This window comes from Vibrio cortegadensis (assembly GCF_024347395.1).
GTDB classification, from domain to species: domain Bacteria; phylum Pseudomonadota; class Gammaproteobacteria; order Enterobacterales; family Vibrionaceae; genus Vibrio; species Vibrio cortegadensis.
This window is the reverse complement of record NZ_AP025472.1, coordinates 1,712,119-1,734,061: the sequence shown is the minus strand read 5'-3', so window position 1 is coordinate 1,734,061 and position 21,943 is coordinate 1,712,119. Positions and strand designations below refer to the sequence as shown.

Annotated in this window: 22 protein-coding genes and 1 riboswitch; of the genes, 12 read left to right on the top strand and 10 right to left on the bottom strand. The window is 40.7% G+C overall.

Annotated features, from left to right (window positions below; translation table 11 throughout):
• Positions 1-44: 44 nt before the first annotated feature.
• Positions 45-542, top strand: a complete 498-nt coding sequence (locus tag OCV39_RS08265) for a porin family protein (protein ID WP_017052746.1) — start codon at positions 45-47, stop codon at positions 540-542.
• Between the two features lie 93 nt (positions 543-635).
• Here OCV39_RS08265 and OCV39_RS08260 read toward each other — a convergent pair whose 3' ends face one another.
• The gene (locus OCV39_RS08260; protein WP_261888259.1) at positions 636-1,892 is read right to left on the bottom strand and encodes a leucine-rich repeat-containing protein kinase family protein; all 1,257 of its coding nucleotides are present in this window, start codon (positions 1,890-1,892) and stop codon (positions 636-638) included.
• 199 nt (positions 1,893-2,091) lie between these two features.
• On the opposite strand from OCV39_RS08260, the gene OCV39_RS08255 reads away from it, so the two are divergent.
• A complete protein-coding gene (locus OCV39_RS08255; protein WP_017052744.1) occupies positions 2,092-2,316 on the top strand; it encodes a hypothetical protein in 225 nt (74 codons plus the stop codon).
• Positions 2,317-2,497: 181 nt separating this feature from the next.
• Here OCV39_RS08255 and OCV39_RS08250 read toward each other — a convergent pair whose 3' ends face one another.
• Together OCV39_RS08250 and OCV39_RS08245 are read right to left on the bottom strand one after the other, a co-directional pair.
• Positions 2,498-3,097 carry a thiol:disulfide interchange protein DsbA/DsbL gene (locus OCV39_RS08250; protein WP_017052743.1) on the bottom strand — a complete coding sequence of 200 codons (600 nt, stop codon included), beginning with the start codon at positions 3,095-3,097 and terminating at the stop codon, positions 2,498-2,500.
• Positions 3,098-3,173: 76 nt separating this feature from the next.
• A complete protein-coding gene (locus OCV39_RS08245) occupies positions 3,174-3,527 on the bottom strand; it encodes a hypothetical protein (RefSeq protein WP_261888258.1) in 354 nt (117 codons plus the stop codon).
• A 159-nt stretch (positions 3,528-3,686) separates the two neighbouring features.
• On the opposite strand from OCV39_RS08245, the gene OCV39_RS08240 reads away from it, so the two are divergent.
• From OCV39_RS08240 to OCV39_RS08230, 3 genes are all read left to right on the top strand, one after another.
• On the top strand, positions 3,687-6,155 hold the full coding sequence (locus OCV39_RS08240; protein WP_261888257.1) for an EAL domain-containing protein: 2,469 nt from the start codon (positions 3,687-3,689) through the stop codon (positions 6,153-6,155).
• 120 nt (positions 6,156-6,275) lie between these two features.
• Positions 6,276-7,349, top strand: coding sequence for a sensor domain-containing diguanylate cyclase (locus OCV39_RS08235; protein ID WP_261888256.1), 1,074 nt, complete (start codon positions 6,276-6,278; stop codon positions 7,347-7,349).
• An 82-nt stretch (positions 7,350-7,431) separates the two neighbouring features.
• A complete protein-coding gene (locus OCV39_RS08230; protein WP_136993850.1) occupies positions 7,432-7,854 on the top strand; it encodes a DUF3010 family protein in 423 nt (140 codons plus the stop codon).
• A gap of 105 nt (positions 7,855-7,959) precedes the next feature.
• Here OCV39_RS08230 and OCV39_RS08225 read toward each other — a convergent pair whose 3' ends face one another.
• Positions 7,960-8,916, bottom strand: coding sequence for a sensor domain-containing diguanylate cyclase (locus OCV39_RS08225; RefSeq protein ID WP_261888255.1), 957 nt, complete (start codon positions 8,914-8,916; stop codon positions 7,960-7,962).
• A 214-nt stretch (positions 8,917-9,130) separates the two neighbouring features.
• On the opposite strand from OCV39_RS08225, the gene OCV39_RS08220 reads away from it, so the two are divergent.
• Both OCV39_RS08220 and OCV39_RS08215 read left to right on the top strand, forming a co-directional pair.
• Positions 9,131-9,382 carry a hypothetical protein gene (locus tag OCV39_RS08220; protein WP_017052737.1) on the top strand — a complete coding sequence of 84 codons (252 nt, stop codon included), beginning with the start codon at positions 9,131-9,133 and terminating at the stop codon, positions 9,380-9,382.
• Positions 9,383-9,456: 74 nt separating this feature from the next.
• The gene (locus tag OCV39_RS08215) at positions 9,457-9,657 is read left to right on the top strand and encodes a hypothetical protein (RefSeq protein WP_240697106.1); all 201 of its coding nucleotides are present in this window, start codon (positions 9,457-9,459) and stop codon (positions 9,655-9,657) included.
• Positions 9,658-9,725: 68 nt separating this feature from the next.
• On the opposite strand, the gene OCV39_RS08210 is transcribed toward OCV39_RS08215, so the two are convergent.
• Positions 9,726-11,198 carry a carboxypeptidase M32 gene (locus OCV39_RS08210; RefSeq protein WP_261888254.1) on the bottom strand — a complete coding sequence of 491 codons (1,473 nt, stop codon included), beginning with the start codon at positions 11,196-11,198 and terminating at the stop codon, positions 9,726-9,728.
• A gap of 215 nt (positions 11,199-11,413) precedes the next feature.
• Between OCV39_RS08210 and OCV39_RS08205 the strand changes: the two genes are divergently transcribed.
• Both OCV39_RS08205 and OCV39_RS08200 read left to right on the top strand, forming a co-directional pair.
• On the top strand, positions 11,414-12,049 hold the full coding sequence (locus tag OCV39_RS08205; RefSeq protein ID WP_113796921.1) for a LysE family translocator: 636 nt from the start codon (positions 11,414-11,416) through the stop codon (positions 12,047-12,049).
• An 89-nt stretch (positions 12,050-12,138) separates the two neighbouring features.
• The gene (locus OCV39_RS08200; protein WP_241807279.1) at positions 12,139-12,627 is read left to right on the top strand and encodes a threonine transporter RhtB; all 489 of its coding nucleotides are present in this window, start codon (positions 12,139-12,141) and stop codon (positions 12,625-12,627) included.
• Positions 12,628-12,702: 75 nt separating this feature from the next.
• On the opposite strand, the gene OCV39_RS08195 is transcribed toward OCV39_RS08200, so the two are convergent.
• On the bottom strand, positions 12,703-14,073 hold the full coding sequence (locus OCV39_RS08195; RefSeq protein WP_261888253.1) for an alanine/glycine:cation symporter family protein: 1,371 nt from the start codon (positions 14,071-14,073) through the stop codon (positions 12,703-12,705).
• A 143-nt stretch (positions 14,074-14,216) separates the two neighbouring features.
• Positions 14,217-14,324: riboswitch (glycine riboswitch) on the bottom strand.
• A gap of 302 nt (positions 14,325-14,626) precedes the next feature.
• Between OCV39_RS08195 and OCV39_RS08190 the strand changes: the two genes are divergently transcribed.
• The 3 genes from OCV39_RS08190 to OCV39_RS08180 all read left to right on the top strand — a co-directional run bounded on the left by OCV39_RS08190 (position 14,627) and on the right by OCV39_RS08180 (position 16,851).
• Positions 14,627-14,785 (top strand): hypothetical protein, encoded by a 159-nt coding sequence (locus tag OCV39_RS08190; RefSeq protein WP_017052717.1) that lies wholly within the window; start codon positions 14,627-14,629, stop codon positions 14,783-14,785.
• Positions 14,786-14,816: 31 nt separating this feature from the next.
• Positions 14,817-15,551, top strand: a complete 735-nt coding sequence (locus OCV39_RS08185; RefSeq protein ID WP_029203387.1) for a hypothetical protein — start codon at positions 14,817-14,819, stop codon at positions 15,549-15,551.
• Between the two features lie 208 nt (positions 15,552-15,759).
• A complete protein-coding gene (locus tag OCV39_RS08180; RefSeq protein WP_261888252.1) occupies positions 15,760-16,851 on the top strand; it encodes a protein kinase family protein in 1,092 nt (363 codons plus the stop codon).
• 124 nt (positions 16,852-16,975) lie between these two features.
• Here OCV39_RS08180 and OCV39_RS08175 read toward each other — a convergent pair whose 3' ends face one another.
• The 4 genes from OCV39_RS08175 to OCV39_RS08160 form a co-directional block, all read right to left on the bottom strand.
• Positions 16,976-18,124, bottom strand: coding sequence for an ABC transporter permease (locus tag OCV39_RS08175; protein ID WP_113796983.1), 1,149 nt, complete (start codon positions 18,122-18,124; stop codon positions 16,976-16,978).
• Positions 18,124-19,272 carry an ABC transporter permease gene (locus OCV39_RS08170; RefSeq protein WP_261889496.1) on the bottom strand — a complete coding sequence of 383 codons (1,149 nt, stop codon included), beginning with the start codon at positions 19,270-19,272 and terminating at the stop codon, positions 18,124-18,126. Before OCV39_RS08170 ends, OCV39_RS08175 begins: the two co-directional genes overlap by 1 nt.
• Positions 19,273-19,333: 61 nt before the next feature.
• The gene (locus tag OCV39_RS08165) at positions 19,334-20,308 is read right to left on the bottom strand and encodes an HlyD family secretion protein (protein ID WP_017052712.1); all 975 of its coding nucleotides are present in this window, start codon (positions 20,306-20,308) and stop codon (positions 19,334-19,336) included.
• Positions 20,305-21,726 carry a TolC family protein gene (locus OCV39_RS08160; RefSeq protein ID WP_261888251.1) on the bottom strand — a complete coding sequence of 474 codons (1,422 nt, stop codon included), beginning with the start codon at positions 21,724-21,726 and terminating at the stop codon, positions 20,305-20,307. The genes OCV39_RS08165 and OCV39_RS08160 overlap by 4 nt, the downstream gene beginning before the upstream one ends.
• Positions 21,727-21,943: the final 217 nt, after the last annotated feature.

Here is a 21,943-nt window from a genome sequence, read left to right as displayed (position 1 = left end):
GTCGCCATTTAAATTAACTGCCATGTTAAATGAGAAGGTTAAACATGAAAAAGACACTATTAGCTCTAGCTTTGATCGGTGCATCTACGTCAGTAATGGCTGATTCTTGGTTGTACGGTGGCGTTTCTGGTGGTCAATCTGACTTTGATGGTGAAAGCGATACTGCTTACGGTGTCCATGTTGGCACTGGTTTTCTTCCAATCATTGGTATTGAAGCTGGTTTGTGGAACTTAGGCTCTTTCGATAGCGTGTCATACGATGGCGCAGACCGTAAAAATGTCGATGCGACAACGGCTTACATTGCTGTTAAACCAAGTATTGATCTTGGTCCTTTGCATATCTACGCGAAAGGTGGTCTACATTCATACGAACTTAAAGGTGATTCAAGCTTTAGTGAAGATGATGTTGATATCATGTATGGAGTTGGTGCTGAGTACTTTGTATTTGGTCCTCTTTCAGTTGGCGCTAGCTACCAAAACTTTAAAATGAAGCATGACAATATTGGTTCATTCACTGTTAATGCGACACTGCACTTTTTATAAGTCCTGATTTGCTTCAAATTGAATTAAAACGCCAGCAAGTATGCTGGCGTTTTTTATAAGCATAACCAATGAACTAATGAACTAATTAGCTGACTAGTTAATGTATTGTTTTGCTCGTTGTTCGAGCTTTTGAAACTCTTTGCATTTTGAAACGGAACGGTGCTGATCGCAGATTGACAGTAAGTCTTCAATAAAGAAACCTAATGCTCTTAATTCAATGTTAAAAATACCCTGTTGCAGAGGTTGCGGTAAGTAACCATAAACAGATGCTGCGCCGAAATCCCCAAATATCATGTCTGCTGAGTCATTGACCAAAACGTTATGGGCGTACAAATCACCATGACAAACTTTGTTGCGGTGTAGGTGGTGAAAAACATCCGTCATTTGAGTGACGATTTTAGAAATTTCTTCAATCGAAAGAGAAAACCCATCTTCAAACGTATCGCGAGTGCAAGATTGTAAGCTAGGCGGTAGACCTAAATTGAAGAAACTATTCGGAATCAACTCCATAACTAAAGCCAAGCCTGCTGGTTCAGATATTTGAGCCAGTGATTTGATGAGATTATCGTGTGTTCCTACCTGTAGACACGCTTGCAATTCATCTTCTGGGTAGCCATCGCTGGTTATTTCCCCTTTAAATACTTTCACTGCAACTTCTTCGGGCAGATCAAGGGAGGCATTTTTCCAATCAGCATGAGAAATAACGCCAGACGCACCTTGTCCTAAGACTTGATTGAGTTGCAGATCCTCAAAGGAGACATGAGGAACGGTTTCGAACTCTTTTTCTCGTTGGCAAAAAGGGTTTCCAGAAAATGCAATCCAAGCGAGGCGCGGAAGTTCGAGTAGTTGTTTAGGAAACTCGGCTAGTGCATTTGCGGATAAACGGATCAATTCTAATGCGTTCAATTGATTCACAGTTTTTGGCAACGAGGTCAGTTGATTTCCAGCCAAAGCGAGTTTTTGAAGTCTTGGTTTATTACCTAGGCTATCAGGCAATTCAGCGATCTTGTTATCCGTTAATATTAACCAACGAAGTGTTTCTGGTAGGGAGTTTGAAGGAACATGGTTGATTTGATTCGCTTTAAATCCGACCATTTCAAGTTTTGGGCATTGGCCTAATACTTCTGGAAGCTCAGTAAACAGGTTATTAGAAGCGAAGATAATTCGTAGATTTTTGAGTTGAGATAGCTCATTTGGCAACTGTCTCAGTTGATTATTGGAGAGATCTAATATTTCCAATGTTTCAGCTAATTCAAGGATCTCTATTGGGAACTCTTTTAACTCTTCCGATAATTGGAGGCGGGTAATCCCTTGTAGTTGTCCCTTTCTAAGCTGTTCTAACGTTTGCAAACCGTTTTCCTATATGACCTGTATAATGAAATCGTATTCTACTTGGTATGTAGGGTATTGGCTCTTTTTTTTCTTTATGCTAATTTAATTAATAGCAGTACCGCTGGATGGGTACTGTGTAAAGATACAGTGTTTATTATTGACTAACTAACCGTTACTTCTATACTGTTTATATAAACAGTTAGCTTGGAGGTGCAGTATGTTGTGGGATACATTAGACCGTGTAAATCGTTTACGCCAAGAAGCATTGGCTAATCCAGAGTTTGTTGATTCAGCTAAAGAGCATGAACTTGCACTTGAGGAAGAACAACAAAGTGTCGAAACTAAACCTAAGCGTCGGTATAGAGTGAGAAAACCTAAAGCTCTATCTGATATTTATGATCATGTTGAATTTGCCTCTAACCCAACAGGCATTCAACACTAAGTATGCTCAATACATACCATCGACATTGTTACTTCTAGAGCCACATCGTGTGGCTCTTATCATTTATCGAGTCAAATCCGCTTCACGATTTTTGGAAGCCGCTCTCTTATGAATTCTCACCAATCTCATTTTCCAAAAAAAAGCCCCAGTGATTCACCAGGGCTTGTTATTGTCATTTAAATTAAAGTGTTAGAAGGTAGTTAACTAACTGGTTGTACTCTTCGAAACTCTTAATATTGTCAGGCTTTACGATATATTTGTTGTTAACTAGTACCCCTGGAACTCCTGTTAGCGTACTTGCCTCAAATTGTTTGTCGAAACGCTTCTGCATTGAATTTACGGCAAAGCTATTGTAAGCAGCATCATATTTTTCAGCATCAATACCGTAGTCAATGAAGATCTGACGCAGAGCAACTTCATCTTTTGGTGCTTGGCGGAGTTCATGAATCTGTTTAAACATAGCCGCAACCATCTTGTCTTCGACACCCAGAGCAATCATTGTTGCGTAGGATTTCGCCATTGGAACCGCCATTTTGCTGCCCATGAAAGCGACATGCACTTTTTCAAATTTGGCTTCGGTAGGCATTGAAGATTTTAGCTGTTCAATAACGCCTTCGAATTTGTAGCAATGCGGACAGTAAAATGAGAAAAACTCCGTTACTTTTGGATTCGTGGCTTTTTCGACATCAAGAACTTGGTAGTGCGTGCCTTCAGAAAATTGTGCAGCTTGGATAGAGATGCTCATAAATAGAGCGGCAACAAGAGTGAATATTTTATTCATGTGTATTATTTCCATACAAAATTAAATAGATCTCAACCTGTAGTGTTGAGAGATGTTGTTTGTTTGACGTTAGAAATTACACAATTGGAGGGCGATAAACAGAGTTCGCTATGAGTACGGCTTTCTTACTTAACTCGTCGGGAATTAACGCCAAAGAGTGACTACGAAGCGATAAATCTGAATTGGTTCGATAACTTGGTATTTTAATAAGACATATTGAACCACAGCAGTGATGATCTAAGGTTGAATCACTGATTTTATCGTGTTCAGGACAGTTTGATGCTGAAATGAAACTTGAATATGATTTGTCTAATGAGTTTGAAAAATGGATGGTTTCAGAGTTCGCAAGTGCAGTGCTAAACATGCTTGTGGCCAACATTGCCAATAAGGCTAATGTTGTAATCCAAATTGTATGTATTAGCTTTGGCATGAGAGTTCTTTATATCTAGTGAAAGGTAATTATACATAATAAAACCACGACTCCATATCCTATATGAAAAACTGTTAACTTGAATGCTGACAGGGATAAGAGAGTACGCTAAATTCTATGTTATAAGTGTGGTTGCAATGAAATGAGGTGAATTTGAGGATGAATTCGAAACTCCAAATAAAACCTGAGGTAAATGCCATTAATAATTCGCTTGAGTATAAATACCCAATGTTTGATTGGTCACTCAACCTTGATACTCGAGAGTTTAGCTACGATTATAACGCATTGGCCTCGTTACTTGATCTAGAAGTGCCAATCGTAACCATCACTGACTTCATGCAGTATATAACTCAAGAGCAGAGAAAAGAGTTAGAACTCGTATTTCTTCAAGCAATCAAGTCTGGTGAAAGACAACATTTCAGCTGTTGTTTCGTTCCTAACCAATCGATATTGGCTTATGTTGAATTTTATTTTGAATTAACTCAGCCAAGGCAAATCGAGGGAACGGTTCGCCCGGTAATGCTTGTCTCCTCAAAACATCAGATCGCGAACGTATTTCGCAGCTTATTTGAAAATAGCCACCATGGGGTTTTGATCACCGACAGCGAAACTCGAATTATTGCGTGCAATCAACATTATGAAAACCAGATGGGGTTTGAGCATGGAACGCTAATTGGAGTTAAAACTAATATATTCAACGTTGGGAAGTATTCGGATCAGTTCTATGACGACATGTGGCATCAAATCCATACCAATGGTTTTTGGAGTGGGACCTTGCTCACTCGTGATGCTCATAATCAAGTATTCCCTCAAGAGTTAACAATACAGAAGATAGAAGCAACACCAGGAGAGATCTATTATTTAGGGCTCACAGTCGCTCTACCTAAACAGACAACTCAAATTGCGACAAATGAGCTAGGGGGACTCGCACTGTCGAGTAAGCTTCCTACTAAAGATAAATTTCTTAACCAGTTACGTCAATTATGTGGAAAAGATCATCAAGCGAACAGTAAAATTGTACTGACTATTAAGCCGAAATTTGCCTGTGATTGTTACAATGATCATGTTGAACTTTCTGAAGTCATCTCTTTAGGTAATGTTAGCCAAGCGATTGGATATTTAGGCGATCAAATATTTGTGGTTTGCATTGATTGTCAGGCAAGGCATGAAAGTATTGAATCAAGGTGTGTTCGTTCTGCGTTACGTGATTTTTTTCAAGAAATTAGGCTAAATAGTCGAAAAGAAATATATGACGGAGTGATGAATGGGCGTATTGGTGTCTCCATCTTAGGGTTAGATAGCCAGAGCGCCTCACAATTACTGTCTCATGCAACTCAAGCTATGTTGGAACGGCACTCTGGAGAAGATCGCAATATTAGCTTCTACCACAGTACCATCCATAATGAGATTAAAAGGAAGAAAAGATTAGAGGATGGAGTATTACAAGCCATTCAAGAGCTGCGTCTGGAAGTTCACTATCAGCCTATCGTGGATGCGAGGAGTGGTGAAATAACCAAGTTTGAAGCACTGTGTCGTTTTCCTAGTATTGACGAGGAATCAAATGTTCAAGAGCTGATTAATATCGCTGAAGATTTAGATTTAATTAATGAGCTAGATTCTCAAGTTAGTATGATCGCATTAGATCGTCTAGAGGATATTCACCAACAGTTTGGTGAACATGTGGGCCTTACCTTAAATTGCTCATTAAACACCCAAAGAGAACCGGTTTCGGTTTTAAATAATTTGGCAGAGCTAATATGTACTCATGCCAAAAAACCTGAATGTGTCACTATCGAATTGACAGAGAGTGCTTATTTTGACAATGAGGCGAATCAGTCTGATGCGCTTAAAGAGCTGCGAAATTTAGGTGTTAGCATTGCTATTGATGATTTTGGTACGGGGTATTCCTCTTTTAGTTACTTGAGCAATAGCCAGTTTGATATTTTGAAAATAGACAAAGCATTTGTATCTGATATTCATCTGCATTCGAACAAATTCAATATTGTAAAAATGATAACTGAGTTGTCACATACTTTAGGCGTTGAAGTTGTGGCGGAAGGTGTCGAGAACTATCACGAGTTTAGAGTACTGCAAAACTTAAAGGTTGATAATGTACAAGGCTTTTTATTCTCAAAGCCTAAGCCATTTTTTGAGTTTAATTCTGGAAAGCCCTATGTGGATCAATTGAAAGAAGTAGGGTTGATTATGAGTGAACAGTCACACGATACTATCTTAGGTCTATCACGAAACGGTCCACCAAGAATTCATCCATCAGAACCATTATCTTTGGCATTTCAGTACATTAATGAACAATCTATTCCTTATATTCCTGTCGTGATCGACAACCGATGCGTAGGCATTGTTGGCAAAGATTCCCTCAATCTACATTTAACCTTGACGATGGGAACCGATCTTGAAACCACGAAGGAGTCTCAAATTTGGAGAAAAACAATTAATCAAGTGATGCAAGTGAAGTTCACCCAGTTGCAAGATAGTCTGAATATAAATGAGTTGGCGGCATTACTTGATAGCGAAGTGGCTTTTCCATGGGTATTTGTAGACTCAGAAGGAGAGTATAGAGGTATTTTGTATGAATCTGACATCATAAGATATTTTACTTCTTGCTAATTATTATCGGTCGAATAAATAAAAAATGACTCATAGCTGGTTAGACGCCTCATATTAAATGAAAATAATTAACTTTCTTGTTAGTAAGGGGGTTTAGTGTGCAAAAGGAGACTATTATTGATGAACAGCATTATAAAGCTGTTCAAGTATGGTGAGGAGAGTCGTATGAGTTTGAGTGCTCATTGTTTTCAGTCAGCAAATGAAGAGAGGCAACATGTTAATTTGCCATTAGAATTTCTAAATGATTTAGCTCAGTCTCAATCTGTACAAGAGATACTAAATTGCACTTCTTACTGGGTCCGGAAAATCTTTAATGCTGATCGTGCAAGTATTGCATTAGCAAAAAATGAGACAACATTAGAAGTTTTTTCACTGACCGGAAATACTGTCATCCCATTAGGCCGAGTGATTCCAATACAATCCACTTTGGTTGGTCGTGTGTACCTAAGGCGGGCCCTCGCTATTTGTGAGAATAACCATTCTGCAGAGTATATTGATTGCCAGTGGTTAGCCGAAGGTGGATTGCTATCGTGTATGGATGCGCCACTTCTCAGCCACGACGCCTGCTATGGGACACTCAATGTTGCACATAGCGAGCAGTGCCGTTATCAAGAGAGTGACGCACAGATCCTGACCAGCATTGCGCAATGGGTAGCCGCTCAAATTCGAGTACAAAAACAGATAGAAGACGCAAAGACTTTAGCGGGGATCGATTGGTTAACGGGCGCCTTGAATCGACGGGCGTTTATGGAGATCACCGACGAATTAAGCTTCAAGCCGAGTCTGAAATCTCACTGCCACGCACTGTTGATGATTGACATTGATAATTTCAAAAAAATAAATGATCAGTATGGCCATCTTGCGGGGGATGAAGTGTTGATTATGGTGTCACGAGCTATACGTAGTGCCAAACGAGAAGAAGACATTTTTGCTCGTATTGGAGGTGAAGAATTTGCGCTGCTACTGAAAGATGTTCCTCATGAAGTTATTTTAAAGAGAGCAGAACTTCATCGGACTGAAATTGAAAAGCTATTCATCAACCTAGATGATAACAAAATAAGTTGCACAATCAGCGTAGGTGTTGCGACTCCGATAGAGAGCGACGTTTCATTCAGGTGCATATTAGCTCGGGCAGATTGTGCTCTTTATAGAGCGAAAGGTGATGGAAAGAATAGAGTAATAGTTGCTGATTAAGTGGATTAGCCGTAGCTTAAAGCTAGCCTTCGATGTCCAACAAGCACTATAATAAGCAGCTAGATAATAAATAGGTATTTACATGAAAATTTGTGGTGTTGAGATTAAAGGTAACGATGCGGTTATCTGTCTTCTTTCGTTGTCTGACGGTGTGTTCAATATACCTGATTGCCGCGCGTCTAAAGTGTCAATTAGTGACGCGAATGACACTCAACAGATGAAAGATTTCCAGTTTTCTTTTGCAAAGCTGATGGAAGATTACCAAGTTGATAAGATCGTAATCCGTCAACGTCAAACTAAGGGTAAATTTGCAGGTGGTGGCTTTGGTTTTAAATTAGAAGCAGCAATTCAACTTGTAGATGGCTTGGATGTGACCGTTGTCTCTCCTAATGAGATCAAAGAAAACCTAAAACGAAATCCATTAGCATTTAAGTTTAAAGAGACAGGGCTTAAACAGTTCCAAGAACAAGCCTTTACTACTGCTTATGCTTGCCTAATGAGCTAAATCAATCAAAAAGCCTGACTAATATCGATTCGTCAGGCTTTTTATTTTTAACAGGTATCGATAAAGTAAAATACTTTACACTTGAATCTATCTCTATCTCTATCTCTATCTCAATGGCATAAATATTTTATAATTATTCCGATGTTCATTCTTGACTTGATACATCGCTTTATCCGCATTTTCAATTAAGGTAAGTTCATCATCCCCATGTTCAGGGAAGATTGAAATTCCAATGCTTACGGATATATCAATATATTCCTGCCCAACTAAAACTGGTTCTAGAAAACAATCCATAACTTTTTTAGCAAATAAAGTGGCATCGTGATCATTGGTAATGAGAGGGAGCATGATCACAAATTCATCGCCTCCCAAGCGAGCAACGGTGTCTGTCTCTCTTTGAATTAAGCCTTGTAGCCGTTGAGAGACACTAATGAGTAATTCATCTCCAGATTTGTGCCCAAGTGAATCATTCACAGGTTTAAAATTATCGATATCAAGTAAAAGTAGCGCTAACTTTTTTTGCTCTCGCTTGCAATGTGCCAATGACTGGTGAAGATTGTTAAATAACAGGCGGCGATTGGGGAGGTTGGTTAGCGGATCATATAAAGCGTCATGTTCTAATTTTCTCTCATGGGCTTTTCGTTCACTGATATCTTCGATAATGCCGAGAACGATTTCTTTGCCGTCAATATCCGTTAATGCAACACCACTGATGGTGATTGGATACCTGGTGCCATCTTTACGAATATACTCTTTTTGGTTGGGGCCAAAGCGTCCGGTTCGTTTAAGATCTTCAATCTGTTGAAGCTCTTGTTTCTCATATTCCTTAGGCGTGATGTCCCAATAACTGAGCTGGATAAACTCATCTTTGGTATAACCTGCTGAGTTCAACACTGAGTCGTTGACTTCAAGAAAATCACCCGTTGTGGCATCAACAATTGCCATTCCAACAGGTGAAAGTTGGAACATAGTCAAAAACTTATTATTTGCTCGTAATAATTTATCTTTTAGTAACCTATCGGAGCATTCTTGTGTGTTTATCATATTTAACGATACTCCCATCGATTATATTAATTATGAATGTTTACATATGCACCCACATTAAATAAGTGTATTGGTAAAGACAAGATGAAGTATTGTAAATAGAGACCTAGGTAACGGGATTTCGTGCGTGTTAAAGACACTAAAGGTTTAAACAGTAAATGTATTTGTCACTTGCACTCAGCAGATCAATCGATTTAAATAGCTGGGAATATTTTTAAACCGAAGGCTTTCTATGTATTTAGTTCTGTATTGCCATAATATTGGGATGACCGACTTTTCTTTTTTCGAGACGGCGGATTTCGATGAAGAAGAAGGGTACATCGTTCGTGGCAAGTGGCCAAACGAACAGGCATTTATGCTCTATTTAGCAAAAGAGTTTGGCGATCTATCTCACTATACGATCATTAATTTGATTAAAGAGGGAAAGAGCGCTGAAGATTACTCACAGCAAGACCTAATTCGTATTGCAAGGGATCTACATTAGATCAGTCAGCTAGAGATCTACTAGCATTGACGAAAGAAAACAGACAGAAAAGGCGTGGGTTAAAAATGCACTACATGAGTTTAAAGTTAGATAACGCAGCACTAGAATTAGTCGGAGACTTAGTTAAAGAGTTAGATAATGATGATGGATGGATAAAGATGACTGCGCGAATTGCTGCTCAAATAGATTCAACGTTATCGTCCAGTAATTATGTTGGTGTTGTTCTATGGTTTAGTGAATCAGATTATATTGAGCAAGAGATAGTGTATCGCTAAACAGCAATCTGCAATTTAATCCAGCGATAGGCTGAACGATTATATGTTCAGCCTGGGGTTTCATAATATTAAAGGTAGCGACTTCTCAAATGATTTTGGAAGTGTGTTGCATTCAAAACATCACCCGTTGCCTGTCTAACCAATTCATCGGTTGAAAATAGACTAGCTTTGCTCCAAATGTTTGCTTCCAGCCAGTTGAAGATTGGAGATAAATCACCTGAAGCGATCACGGTTTCCACATCTACTGTCTTCTTCATCGCTGCCATGAACTGAGCCGCATACATTGCACCGAGAGTATAGCTCGGGAAGTAACCAAAACTTCCATCTGTCCAGTGGATATCTTGCATACAACCATTTTTGAAGTTGTTCTGAGTAGATAAACCAAGGTAATCCTGCATTTTTTGGTTCCACAATTCCGGTACATCTGTATGTGAAATATTGCCATTCATTAGATCACGTTCAATTTCATATCGTAAAATAACATGCGCAGGGTAGGTCAGCTCATCGGCATCAACGCGAATGAAATCTTTCTTCACACGTGTGTATATTTTCTGGAAGTTCTGTTGTTCGAATTCAGCCCCTGAAAATTGTTCTCTCGCAAGACGAGAAAGGTGGCCGATGAATGCATCATTACGACCAACTTGCATCTCAAAAAATAGTGATTGAGATTCATGAATGCCCATTGAACGAGCTTCACCTGAAGGCAGTCCTGCTAAAGAAGTTGGTAGCCCTTGTTCATAACGAGCGTGTCCAGTTTCATGCACAATGCCCATTAATGATTGAACAAATTCATTCTCATCATAGCGAGTGGTAATACGGACGTCAGACTGAACACCACCGCAAAATGGGTGAACACTTTCATCGAGACGGCCGTGATTGAAATCGAACTGAAGCAACTTCATAACTTGAAGGCCAAGAGCTTTTTGTTTGTCTGTCGAGTAAGTGCCATTTGGAACAATAACACTTTCACTGGCTTGCTTATCGATCACTTGATCGATCATCGATGGTAGCCAAGTTTTTACATCGTTAAAAATCAAATCTAGAGAGGCAGAGTTTGTATCTGGTTCATACAGGTCAAGCATGGCATCGTAAGGCGTTAAACCAGTAGCATCAGATCGAAGTTGGGCTTCTTCTTTTGATAGCGCGACGACTTCTTTCCAATTTTTTTCAAAGCCAACCCAATCATTATTGCCACGTTGGGTTCGCCAAGCATGTTCGCATTTTGAACCCGCCAGTGATTGTGCTTGGACCAAAGAATCAGGAAGAATAGTGGTACGCTGCCATTGACGTTTAAGTTCACGAAGGCTGGCTTTCTCTTGAGTAGATAACTCTTCATTCTCTGCATCATTGAACCAATCGCCTAACTGAGGTTGAGTCATTAAGCCGTGAATGTGTACAGATAATTCAGCCATCGCTTCGCTTCGAGCATCGTTACCACCAGAAGGCATCATGGAAGCTTGGTCCCAACTACAGATAGCGGAAAGATGTTGGAAGTGTGAAATTTTCTTTGAATGGTCGACCAGTTTTTTGAAGGCGCTCATTGGTTCTACTCAATTAGGGAAAAAGTTAGTTTACCAATCGTTAACAATCACTCCAAGTAGCAAGTCATGGTTTTGACTATCTATTTAATCGATTTCATAATTATTTTCTCGCTTTTTGCCTGTCTGAAAGATAAGTTGGCTTAACTATCTAGGGATAGAGGCTGAGCCTTCGAAGAGCAAGGCGTGAATAAGAGTGAAAGAAACAGGGATAGGCAATGTATATTTTGAATTTTGAAGCTTTTTTGATTGCGATTACAATTCTGACATTAACTCCAGGCTTAGATACGGCACTGGTGATTCGTAACACTTCCAGAGGGGGCTTAACCGATGGGTGTGCCACTAGCTTGGGTATTTGTAGCGGTTTGTTTATTCATGCGCTCTTTTCTGCTATCGGTATTTCAGCCATCCTGGCCCAGTCTGCGGATTTATTTAATGTGATTAAAATGGTCGGTGCTGCTTATTTGATTTGGCTTGGTATTAACAGTTTACGCGCAACATTTTCTCAGCCCAATGGTATGAATATTCAAAATGGAACAGACCATACTCTGGTGGTAAGTCGTTCATTAAGAGAAGGTTTTTTATCGAATGTGCTTAACCCAAAAACCGCGGTGTTTTATTTGGCTTTTTTGCCTCAGTTTATTGATCCGCAAGGCTCCCCTTTACTGCAATCGATGTTTATGGCGGGTATTCATTTCATGATAGCGATGATATGGCAGTGCGGTTTAGCTGGGGCATTAACAAGAGCCAAAACATTATTGAAAGATGCCAAGTTCATGAAATGGATGGAAGGTACAACCGGAGTTGTGCTTGTCGCGCTTGGGCTTAAATTATTAATAGAAGAAAGAGTGTAATGTTTTTATCAACCCATTATATGTTTAAGTTACTGATTGCGGGAGTGGTCATATTGCTTTTGATTATTGGGCTAGTAGGGATAAACACTGTGCCTCAGATAAATTATTTAAGTCGAAACATGGACTGGGATTGGCACTGGGCTTATTTTGAACCATTGTCCAATGGTATACAGCAAACGAGAACTCAAGATACACGGCAACTGTTACTGCGACGGGTTTACATTGAAAAGTCGATCTCCGTTTTTGTTATGACAACATTAGATAATAAATTAGAGCTTGATATCGTTTATCAAAATGACTGCAAAGTTGGCGAATATAAGAATCTAAACTTGCTCATTAATGGTGAACATAAAGAAAATACCGCTATGGTTTGCGAAACGAATGGGCAAAGTTTTATATACCGATATGTTGATACGAAGCTTGAAACATTGTCGTTGGCTCTAGACTCGATTCACCTTGAAGAAGACTTTGCATTTTGGCCTGTTGATGAGCTGAAGCTAGATCAATTTAAACAACAGCACTCAAGTTTTTTTAGAAAGAGTGGTGAAAGCGTGGAACATGATTGGTTACGCGATTAAATCAGCAACCTTACCATCAATTAAATAGTAAAAAGCCCGCGAAGTTGTCGCGGGCTTTTTGTTGGTTTAACCGTTTTATATTTTTACTGTATCCAAACTCTCTGATTGGTTCGAAGAGGTAAAAAATTGCTTAGTTTCTTCAATCACAACTTGGCGCAATGTGATTAAGCCAATAAGGTTAGGAATCGCCATGAGTCCATTCACAATATCAGCAATTATCCATATCATGTCGAGCTTCATGAATGCACCAGAAGCAACAAGTACGACAAAAATGAATTTATATGGAAGTATGGCCTTAGTTCCGAAGAGGAAAACCACGCAACGCTCACCGTAATAGTTCCAACCGAGAATGGTCGTAAACGCGAAGAAGATTAAGCCAATAGAGACGAGCATTGGACCTAAAGTGTCAGCGTTTAGACCGACCGCAAAAGCGTGAGTTGTCATCGCGGCACCCGCTAAATCTGTTTGCCACGCGCCTGTTAGAATTAACGCTAACCCTGTCATGGTACAGATGATGATCGTATCGAAGAAGGTGCCAGTCATCGAGATCAGACCTTGTTTCACACATGAATCTGTTTTCGCTGCCGCCGCCGCCATAGGGGCGCTACCTAAACCAGATTCATTGGAGAATACGCCGCGTGCAATACCTGATTGAATTGCGAGCATGATACTTGCACCTAAGAAACCGCCTGTTGCCGCAGTAGAGCTGAAAGCAGAGGTGATCACCAACTCAATGGCGCTTCCTAACTGTTGGTAATTGGTAATGATTACGCTTAAACAGGCAACGATATAAAATAGCGCCATAGTTGGAACGACTTTACCCGCAACATTCGCGATAGACTTAATGCCACCTAGAGTGACGCAGGCAACCAATACAGTCAGTGTGACAGCTGAAATTTCGCGTGAAAGCCCAAACGATATCTCAGTGGCATCTAAAATCGCGTTCACTTGTGGGAAAGTACCGATACCAAAACAAGCAACCCCAAGCGCAAATACAGCAAACATAATCGCCAACGCTTTAGAGCCAACACCGTATTGAAGGTAATACATTGGGCCGCCGACCATTTGGCCTTTGTCATCGATTTTGCGGTATTTCACAGCGAGTAAGCATTCGGCGTATTTTGTCGCCATTCCGAATACAGCAGCAAGCCACATCCAAAATAGCGCACCCGGCCCACCAACTTTAATCGCGGTAGCAACACCAACAATGTTACCCGTACCAATAGTGGCAGAAAGAGCAGTACAAAGTGCAGCGAAACTCGTTACATCACCTTGGCCTGATTTGTCTTTGCTAAAAACCATTTTTAGCGCGGTTGGGAGATGGCGAAACTGTAGTAAACCTAAACGAAAGGTAAAGTAGACACCTGTACCAACAAGTAAAATAAGAAGTGGTGGACCCCAAACGAAGTTATCGATGGTCTGCAGTAAAGATTGTAAGTTATTCATGGTTCCCCTTAATAAAACAAAAGTGCGTGGTGCACGATTTAAGGAGAAGAGGGAAAGGGCAGTGATCTGACAGATAGAACCATCAGCCACTACTTAATAGTGATACTTATACATAAAGCAAAGTTAATATTAAGGTTGTAGCTTTCCACTCCTCTGTCCTTTTGCCTGAGAGTTTCACTAAATCATCGAATAAGATGATAAAGCTTGCTCCTTCGGCGACCGATCTAACGGTTCTCTCCAGAGGTTCCTCCAACGACAGTCCTCACTTTTCTGGATTTCTCCAGCATAAAGCGCCTGAAAGATTTACTTCTTCGGCGGGTTTATCTAACCAAATGTTAATGTTTGGTTAAAAACCACTCTCCTGCAGTCTTCATCGGAACAATTACCTATAATTTATAGATAATCTGTATGCGAATCCTAACTGAATAAAAGTGTGATGTCAGCAGCAAAAAAACTGTTTGCGCAAAAGTTAAACAAGTAATCGTTGAAACTACTTTTCTCTGACGTTTTCTTCTTACAAAATGAGTTAGAATAGAGAGACTAAGGAGGGGTTATGACTCGATTAATTGCTATCGTATTTCTGATTGCTTTGGCGTTTTTACTTTTTCGTTATCGCACCAATGAAAAGCTTCAGAAAGGAGTGGTATTGAGTGTTATTGTTGGATTTTTAGTTTATACCGCATCGCTTGTGGTTTCAGAATTGGCTCGATAGAACGAGCGCGTTACTTACGGAGTATATGCGAGTGAATCAGAATACTGATTTAGATGAACAAGATGAAGTTGTTGTTATAGAAGAGCGTGATAAACGCAGTCATATCTATATTGCCATCGCTGCCGTCATTGGTATTGCTCTAGGTGGCCTTGTTGGCTCAGCGGTTACGACCAGTAAATGGGAAGCGAGTTATCAAACGTTAGAGAATCAATACCAAGCATTACAAGCCGATAAATCACAACTTGTAACTCAAGTTGAGCAACGATCTGCGAATGTCGACTCTGAAGTTGATGAAAAAATAGCGGCTGCGTTAAAAGAGCAAGATGTTGTTCACCAACAAGAACTCGTTGAGGCTCAGCAGATATCGACAGAACTAGAGAAGGCCAATCTAGCGTTAGAGTCGCAACTCGCTGTACAGAAAGCTAAGATTGAAGAGTCTCAAAAGATAAACTCGAAACTGAATCGTCAAGCGGACATGCAAGCCACAATGTTTGAAGGCTCGCGTGATCTTTTTCGTCGTGAACTGAAGGTTTCGCAAGAACTGGAAGCACTGCAAACGGAGAAGAGCCAGTTAGAGCCGAAGCTTAAAGTATTGAAGAAAGAGTGCGATATTTATTTGGATGGAACATCTTGGGATGCGAAATCGGACTCATGCGATAAGCAAGATGAAGTTAACTCGCGTTTAAGCCAGATAAATCAAATGATCGAAGTTCACAAAATGGACTTAAGGCAGATAGAAGCACTAACGGACGAAATGGGTTTGTAATTCCGAAATTTACTCATTATACGGTTGGGTCGAAGTGAAACGCGACAATAACAAAATTAAAGGCTCATTGAGCCTTTTTTTATACCTATCATTCAGAGTGTAAGGAACTGAAGTCGAATAAAATGTATAACTAAGCGGTTTGTCACGGTATGTAGGCGTAGCTTATCAATATATTTATCAACTTAAATTTATAGAATGGATAGATATTATGAGCATGGAGCTAAATCGACAGCAGGCACAACTGGCCTTTGTTGAGAGTGGAGAAAACATTGTCATAGGAACTTTGGATGGCGTTGGAGTCTCATTAGAAGCACTTAAAAAGATAGATGACGACTCCTGCTATGTTGTAGAGTCTTTTTCATCTGGACTGACAGCCAAGGTTTATCACCTTCGAATCGAGGGGCGAGATTGGACATTAAAATGTAAGCGCCCGAAGAGTTTAGTCAAAAACATTGACGGACAAACATCGTTTCTAAATGAAGTTCAAAGGCGACGCGACCTAACCGCTTTAAAGCAAAAGAATCCTGAGAAGTATTCGCACATTGTCGAGACTCAATATGCATCGTTGAATGATGGAATTTTACTCTCACCTTGGATTGAAGGATCGCTCATTACCCATTTTGATGCTGATATTTTTAAGCAGATCTTTTCAACAATATCAGAACTAGAACTGGCAGGTCTGTTTGAGTGGGATTTCTGTCCCGGCAACATACTGATAGATAAGATGAATCAAATAAAGTTGTTCGACTTTGGCTATATGTATCAATTTAAACCCATGACACAATTCAATAGTAATGGGCAAGATACGCCGCTTTTCAATGGTGTGGAACGTTTCGAAACACGCTTTCTGTTTGATTACTTATTAAGAAATCCGCTTGATTTGACCCTTGAACAGATCCTTGATTTGTATCGAGTGGAAAAAAGCGCTGCACTTGCGGCTTATCAATTCAAAAGGGATAAGCTGATTGCTGGTGGAGCCGATAGCCCAGTCGTCGAGTGGGTCACTAACTCTATCGATCAGTGGCAACATGCTTTGGAAAGTCCTTCCGGATTAGAAGCCTTGTATCGTATCGAAAGTTTCCGCTCAAACTCTTTAGATCTTATGGATGATTTGCACGGAAAATCGTGTAGCCCAATCACTTTGAAAAAAGCTGATCAGGTACTGCAATACATTGAAAATGATTTTGATGTGCTAAAGCAAGCGAATGGGTTTTTCTTTGGGGATGAAAACATGAGCCAAGCTGAATTGCTCAGTAAATATCGCGGTCTTAAAACTGACGCTAAGAAATATCAGCTCTGAGAGTAATGATTCTCAAGGTAAAAGATAACCATCACCACAATTAAAATTAAAATTAAAACTAAAACCGTTAGCGAGCTTGAGTTGTATGTGCTCGCTAACGGTATTTGATTATACACTCAGCCGATTAAGGGTGAACACGTTGATCAAATTGTAGGCTTCGCTTGAATGACCAAAAAGCTAATGCACCCCAGCCTAATGTTTGCAACCAAAGTTGTGTCCACTGACTCGCGATTTGGCTCCATTGTGCACCTAATTGGTTAACCGATACAAATGCTTGAATACCTGAAGTACTTGGGAATAGTGACGAAACCCAGACCATAGGGGCAGGAATCATTTCAATTGGCCAAATAAACCCGGCGGAAAAAATGAGAGGCATTGAGCTAATCAAAATAATAATGGTGACTAATTCACGGCGTGGAAGGATTGAGCCAAGCCAGATTCCGATAAAGCAAGATGACAACAAAAATGGCACTAAAATAGCCAAAAGTGTCGGAATTTCAGCGAGTCGGGTTATGCCATGCATATCGAAACTTGCGCCGAAGTAATACATACTCAGTAAGAAATAGACACCAACCAGCACTAGCGCTCTGATACTAAATACTGCACGTGGCGAGTATTGGTTCCAATACCCAGTCCCAAATTTTTGGCTACCAACCATTAGCCCAGACGCCATGGCTAAGGTTTGCTGTAAAATCAGAACAAAAACAGCAGGAACAACATAATCCACATAACCCATTCTTGGATTAAACGTTGGCTTCAAATTGAGCTTAATCGGTGAAAAGTGCTCTGAAGCTAAAGCGAGTGGTTCACCTTCCATCACAAGTCGAGAGACTTTGGCTTTTGCTGCTAAAGTGCCTCCTGCTTGGGCTAACCCCTCGACAACGGTTCCGTAAACTAAGAAAAACGAAGCGTCACCTGCATATGCAAGCGTCGGGCTTTTACCAAGAAGAATGTCTTTATAGAAATGTTCAGGAATCACCAGTATTCCGCTAACAGAGCCGTCAAGAAATGCAGTTTTGGCCGATTCAATCGTGTGATCACGTTGCACTATTTGGACTTGCGGGGTGGCATCAACCATTCTTTCAAGTTGGTAGCTTGATTGACTTTTATCCAAATTAACGACAGTGATCGATTGCTCTCTTGGCGTTTGTTGTGCATATGGAAGAGGGTATAGGAAAGAGTAAAAAACCACTCCGCCAAATACAGTTAATACGACAACTGGATTGGTCATTAAAGCTTTGAATTCTTGCTTGAGTAGAGACAATAAACTCATCATACTTTCTCACTCTGCTTTAAGTGTTTATTGATCAGTAAAGCGGTCAATAACAGTGGGAATATATATCCAATCATAGGGATCAAATGTACGAGCGATTCAATTTGCGTGACGCCGTAACTCGACTGACTCACTTGTGTCTCAATATAATGGCTAATTGGCAATAAACTACGCCATGCTTGAGCAAAAGGGTTCATGTCCGTAACGGGAAATGTAATCCCCATGAAGGCAAAACTAGGCGCGGTGAATGCACCAGCAAAACTCATTGCTCTTGCTGGATCTAGGGTCAAAAAGAAGAATAGTGAGCCCATAATCATACAAGCGATAACCGTGGCTAATTGAGCAAAAATTAACACACTAAAACCGCCATTCATTGGCCATTCAAACCCTTTATAGAACCAAAGTAAAAAGCCAATGCCTTGAATCAAGAAAACCGGTATGTAAGCAGCTAATGTTTTGACTACCGTTGTCATCGGTGATGATTTGAGCCACTTTTGAGTGCCGTAAGTACGGTGGTTAGCGGCTAAGATCATAATCGTTCCGACCACAATGACAATCTGCCATAGAGCAGGGACAACGGCAGACACAAGAAACTGTGCGTAGTTGGTATTTTTATTAAACAGAGGCGTTATCTGAGTTCGAACCGCTACCGCTTTGCCTAATGCACTTTTGGCGGTTGTATTGCCTGATGTTAACGATTTAACCACATCAAGTTGGGCGTTGAATGTACCTTGGGCTTGAAGTATTGCTGAGTTCACTAACTTACCAATCAAGATGTATTGGCTGTTATAAAAAACAGAAACTTGTGGCGGTGTACCACGGTATATGTCTTTAGTGAAGTTGCTAGGGATAATCACATAGCCGTAAATATCCCCAGAAATTAAGGCAGTTTTAGCTTGGTTTATATCGGCGTAATTGTCGTGAATTGCAAGGCTTGAAGTCGCATCAAATTCACGAGACAAAGTTCGAGAAAGTTGACTGTGTTCCAGATCGACAATACCAATAGGTAGGTCGCGAGCGATACCCTGCGAGAAAATCCACCAGATAGAAAGTGCTAAGAGCAATGGCACCCATGTTAGGCAAGAAAGTAGCCACTTATCATGTCTAACTATCTGCCATTGGGTACTAACACGCGTCGTTGATGTCATATTTTTCACAAAACATTTTTTCCACAAAACATACTTTCCACAAACAGGTAGCATACAAAGATTACAGCTCAACAACTAAACTCATGCCCATGCGAAGCGACTGAGTTTGATCAATTGGGCGGGCTTCTACTTCGAACGTTCGTAGATCGAAGCCTTGTGCTGAATCTGTCGAGCGCCAAGTGGCAAAATCACCCATAACAGCAACATGAGAAACTTCAAACTCTAAGGTATCATCAAGAGCAGGGAGGTAAGCTTGAAAGCGAGTCCCTTTTTGGAACGATTTAAGTTGATCTTCACGTACATTTAAAACGGCCCAAGAGTCTTTGGTATCAATAACGGTCACAACAGGGAAGCCTTGTGGAGCAAGTTCACCACTGTTAAGCAGCACTTGTGACACTTCACCGTTGAACCAACTCTCGATTTTTGTATCCGCAGCATACGCTTCAACTTCTGCAACAGCGCCCGCTGCCATTACCGCTTTTTGTTCAGCAGCCAGTTTACTCTCATCACGTAAACCTTCTTTGGTCAGTTGGTACATCTGGAACGCTGCACTTTCGGTGTATTTAGCCGCTTGCCACTGGGTTTTGGCTTCATCTCGTTTCTGTTCAGCAACCACGCCATCGTTATATAGGTTGTTCACACGTTGGTAGGTTTTTTCCATCAAGTTTGCCGCAGCTTTGGCTTTTTGCCATTGGTCTTTAGCGGCTTGAATTTGCTGTGTTCGAGCGCCTTTCTCCGCTTCTTTTGCCATTGCGCCAGCCGCTTTTTGTCCAGCAATAGCTTGCTCTAATTTAGCCGCAATTTCTGGGCTATGAAGAGTGAAGATAAGCTGACCTTTTTCAACCATGTCACCTTTGCGCACGAGAACCTGATCAATTCGCCCCGGTACTTTCGAGGAAATACTGTATTGTTGCGCCTCGATTTGGCCTTGCAAGCGAATCGGTTGAGGTTGATAAGCGTGATAGAAACTACTTCCTACCCAGCCAACGACACCAATTGCAAAAATAGAGATAAGTGCTGGCTTTAGTCGTTTCATGATGGATCCTTTTGTGTTGCATTGTCAGTCGTTGATGCAGAATACTGGTATTGAGGGAAAGCGTTCATTTCACTGCTTAAAGCCAGCAGTTTATTGAGTGAGATTAAATATTGAAAACGTGCAACGGATTGTTGAGTTTTAATGCTGGCTAAGTAGAGTTGTGCGTCAACTACTTCTAATGAGTTAGCCAAACCTTGCGTAAAGGCTTTGCTGCGAAGGCGAAGGTTTTCATCGGCAAGTTTTAAACTTGAATTCAATCCACTGACTTCTTCAACGGATTGTTCTGCTTCTAAATAGGTTTTCTCTACTAGCACGCTTAAGTCTTGTTTGGCTTGTGCCTTTAAATACTTCACCTGAGATACAGCACTATGGGCCGCTTTAATATTTTCCGAACGCCCAGAAGTTTCAATAAGCGGAATATTAACCCCAACGCCAACTAGCCAATCAGGTTTCATCTGGCTTGCGAGTGAATCGTCTTCATGCAGACTGTAATCACCAAATAGGAAAACTTCAGGGTAATATTTGCCTTTTTCAGCGGCGATAAGGCTACTGGCTTGTTTTTGTTTAGCGTCTAAAATAGCGAGGCCAGGGTAGGTATTCAGTGTTTGATCAATGAAAGCGCTGAGCGGCGGTAGATTGTCATTGGTAAACAGAACATCACTTGGTTCTACTTGTGCATCTTGGCTAAGAATTTGAGTGAGAGCCGACTGAGCAATATCAAGGTTACGCTGGGCTTTCTTTCTATCTACGATCGCTTTATCAAGAGAAGCTTCTGCTTGAAGTCGTTCAACATGCGCGATTTGCCCTTGTTGCTCCATTTTTATTGCAAAATCTCGGTGCTGCGTTAACCCCGTTTCTACACTTTTACGTGTCTCTAATACGTCTTGGGCCAGCAATACGGAGAAGTAATATTTGCTTAAGTCTTCGTAACGAGCTTGAACTTCCATCGCCAATTGACTTTTCGCTTCATCCGATTGACCTTCCGCTGCGTTTTGAGCCGCAGTAATTCGACCACCTGTAAAGATAGGCCAGATAGCTCGAATTGATGAACTGAAAATGTCACGTTCGGTAATGGTCGACGTTGTACTGAGTAGAGCATTTGCAATAGCATTTTCAAAGGGAGGAAGTGGTGGTAAAACCGCACCTGTACTATCGAGCAGTTGCTGTCCAGAAACGGTCACATCGGTATCAAGGCGAATGTATTTCGCACCAAGAGTTACTGAAGGTAAGTTCAGGTCATCCTTCGCGCTTTGTAAATGTTGGTAGCGTTCGACGTTAGCTCGTTGTGCAGCTAAAGAGTTGTTGCTTTGCTGCAAAATTTGCCAAGCATCTTGGAATGAGATTGGTGCCGCATAGGGTTGGAAAGAGAGGGCGCTAGAGAGCAAACCTAATAGCGCAGATGCGTATTTAACCTTCATGACAGCCTTGAAATTAAAATTAGAGTAATAGCTCTAATTGTATCATAAAACGATTGATTTGTCTCGAAGTGATGATCAAGTTGAATATATTAGAACTAATTGAAAGCAGAACTGTGAGCCAGAATTTATTGTGATGCAATAAAAAAGAGTACGAACAATATCGTACTCTTCCTTAAGGTTGAGTATAGATGAATCAGCCCGACGTGCTGTTAAAACA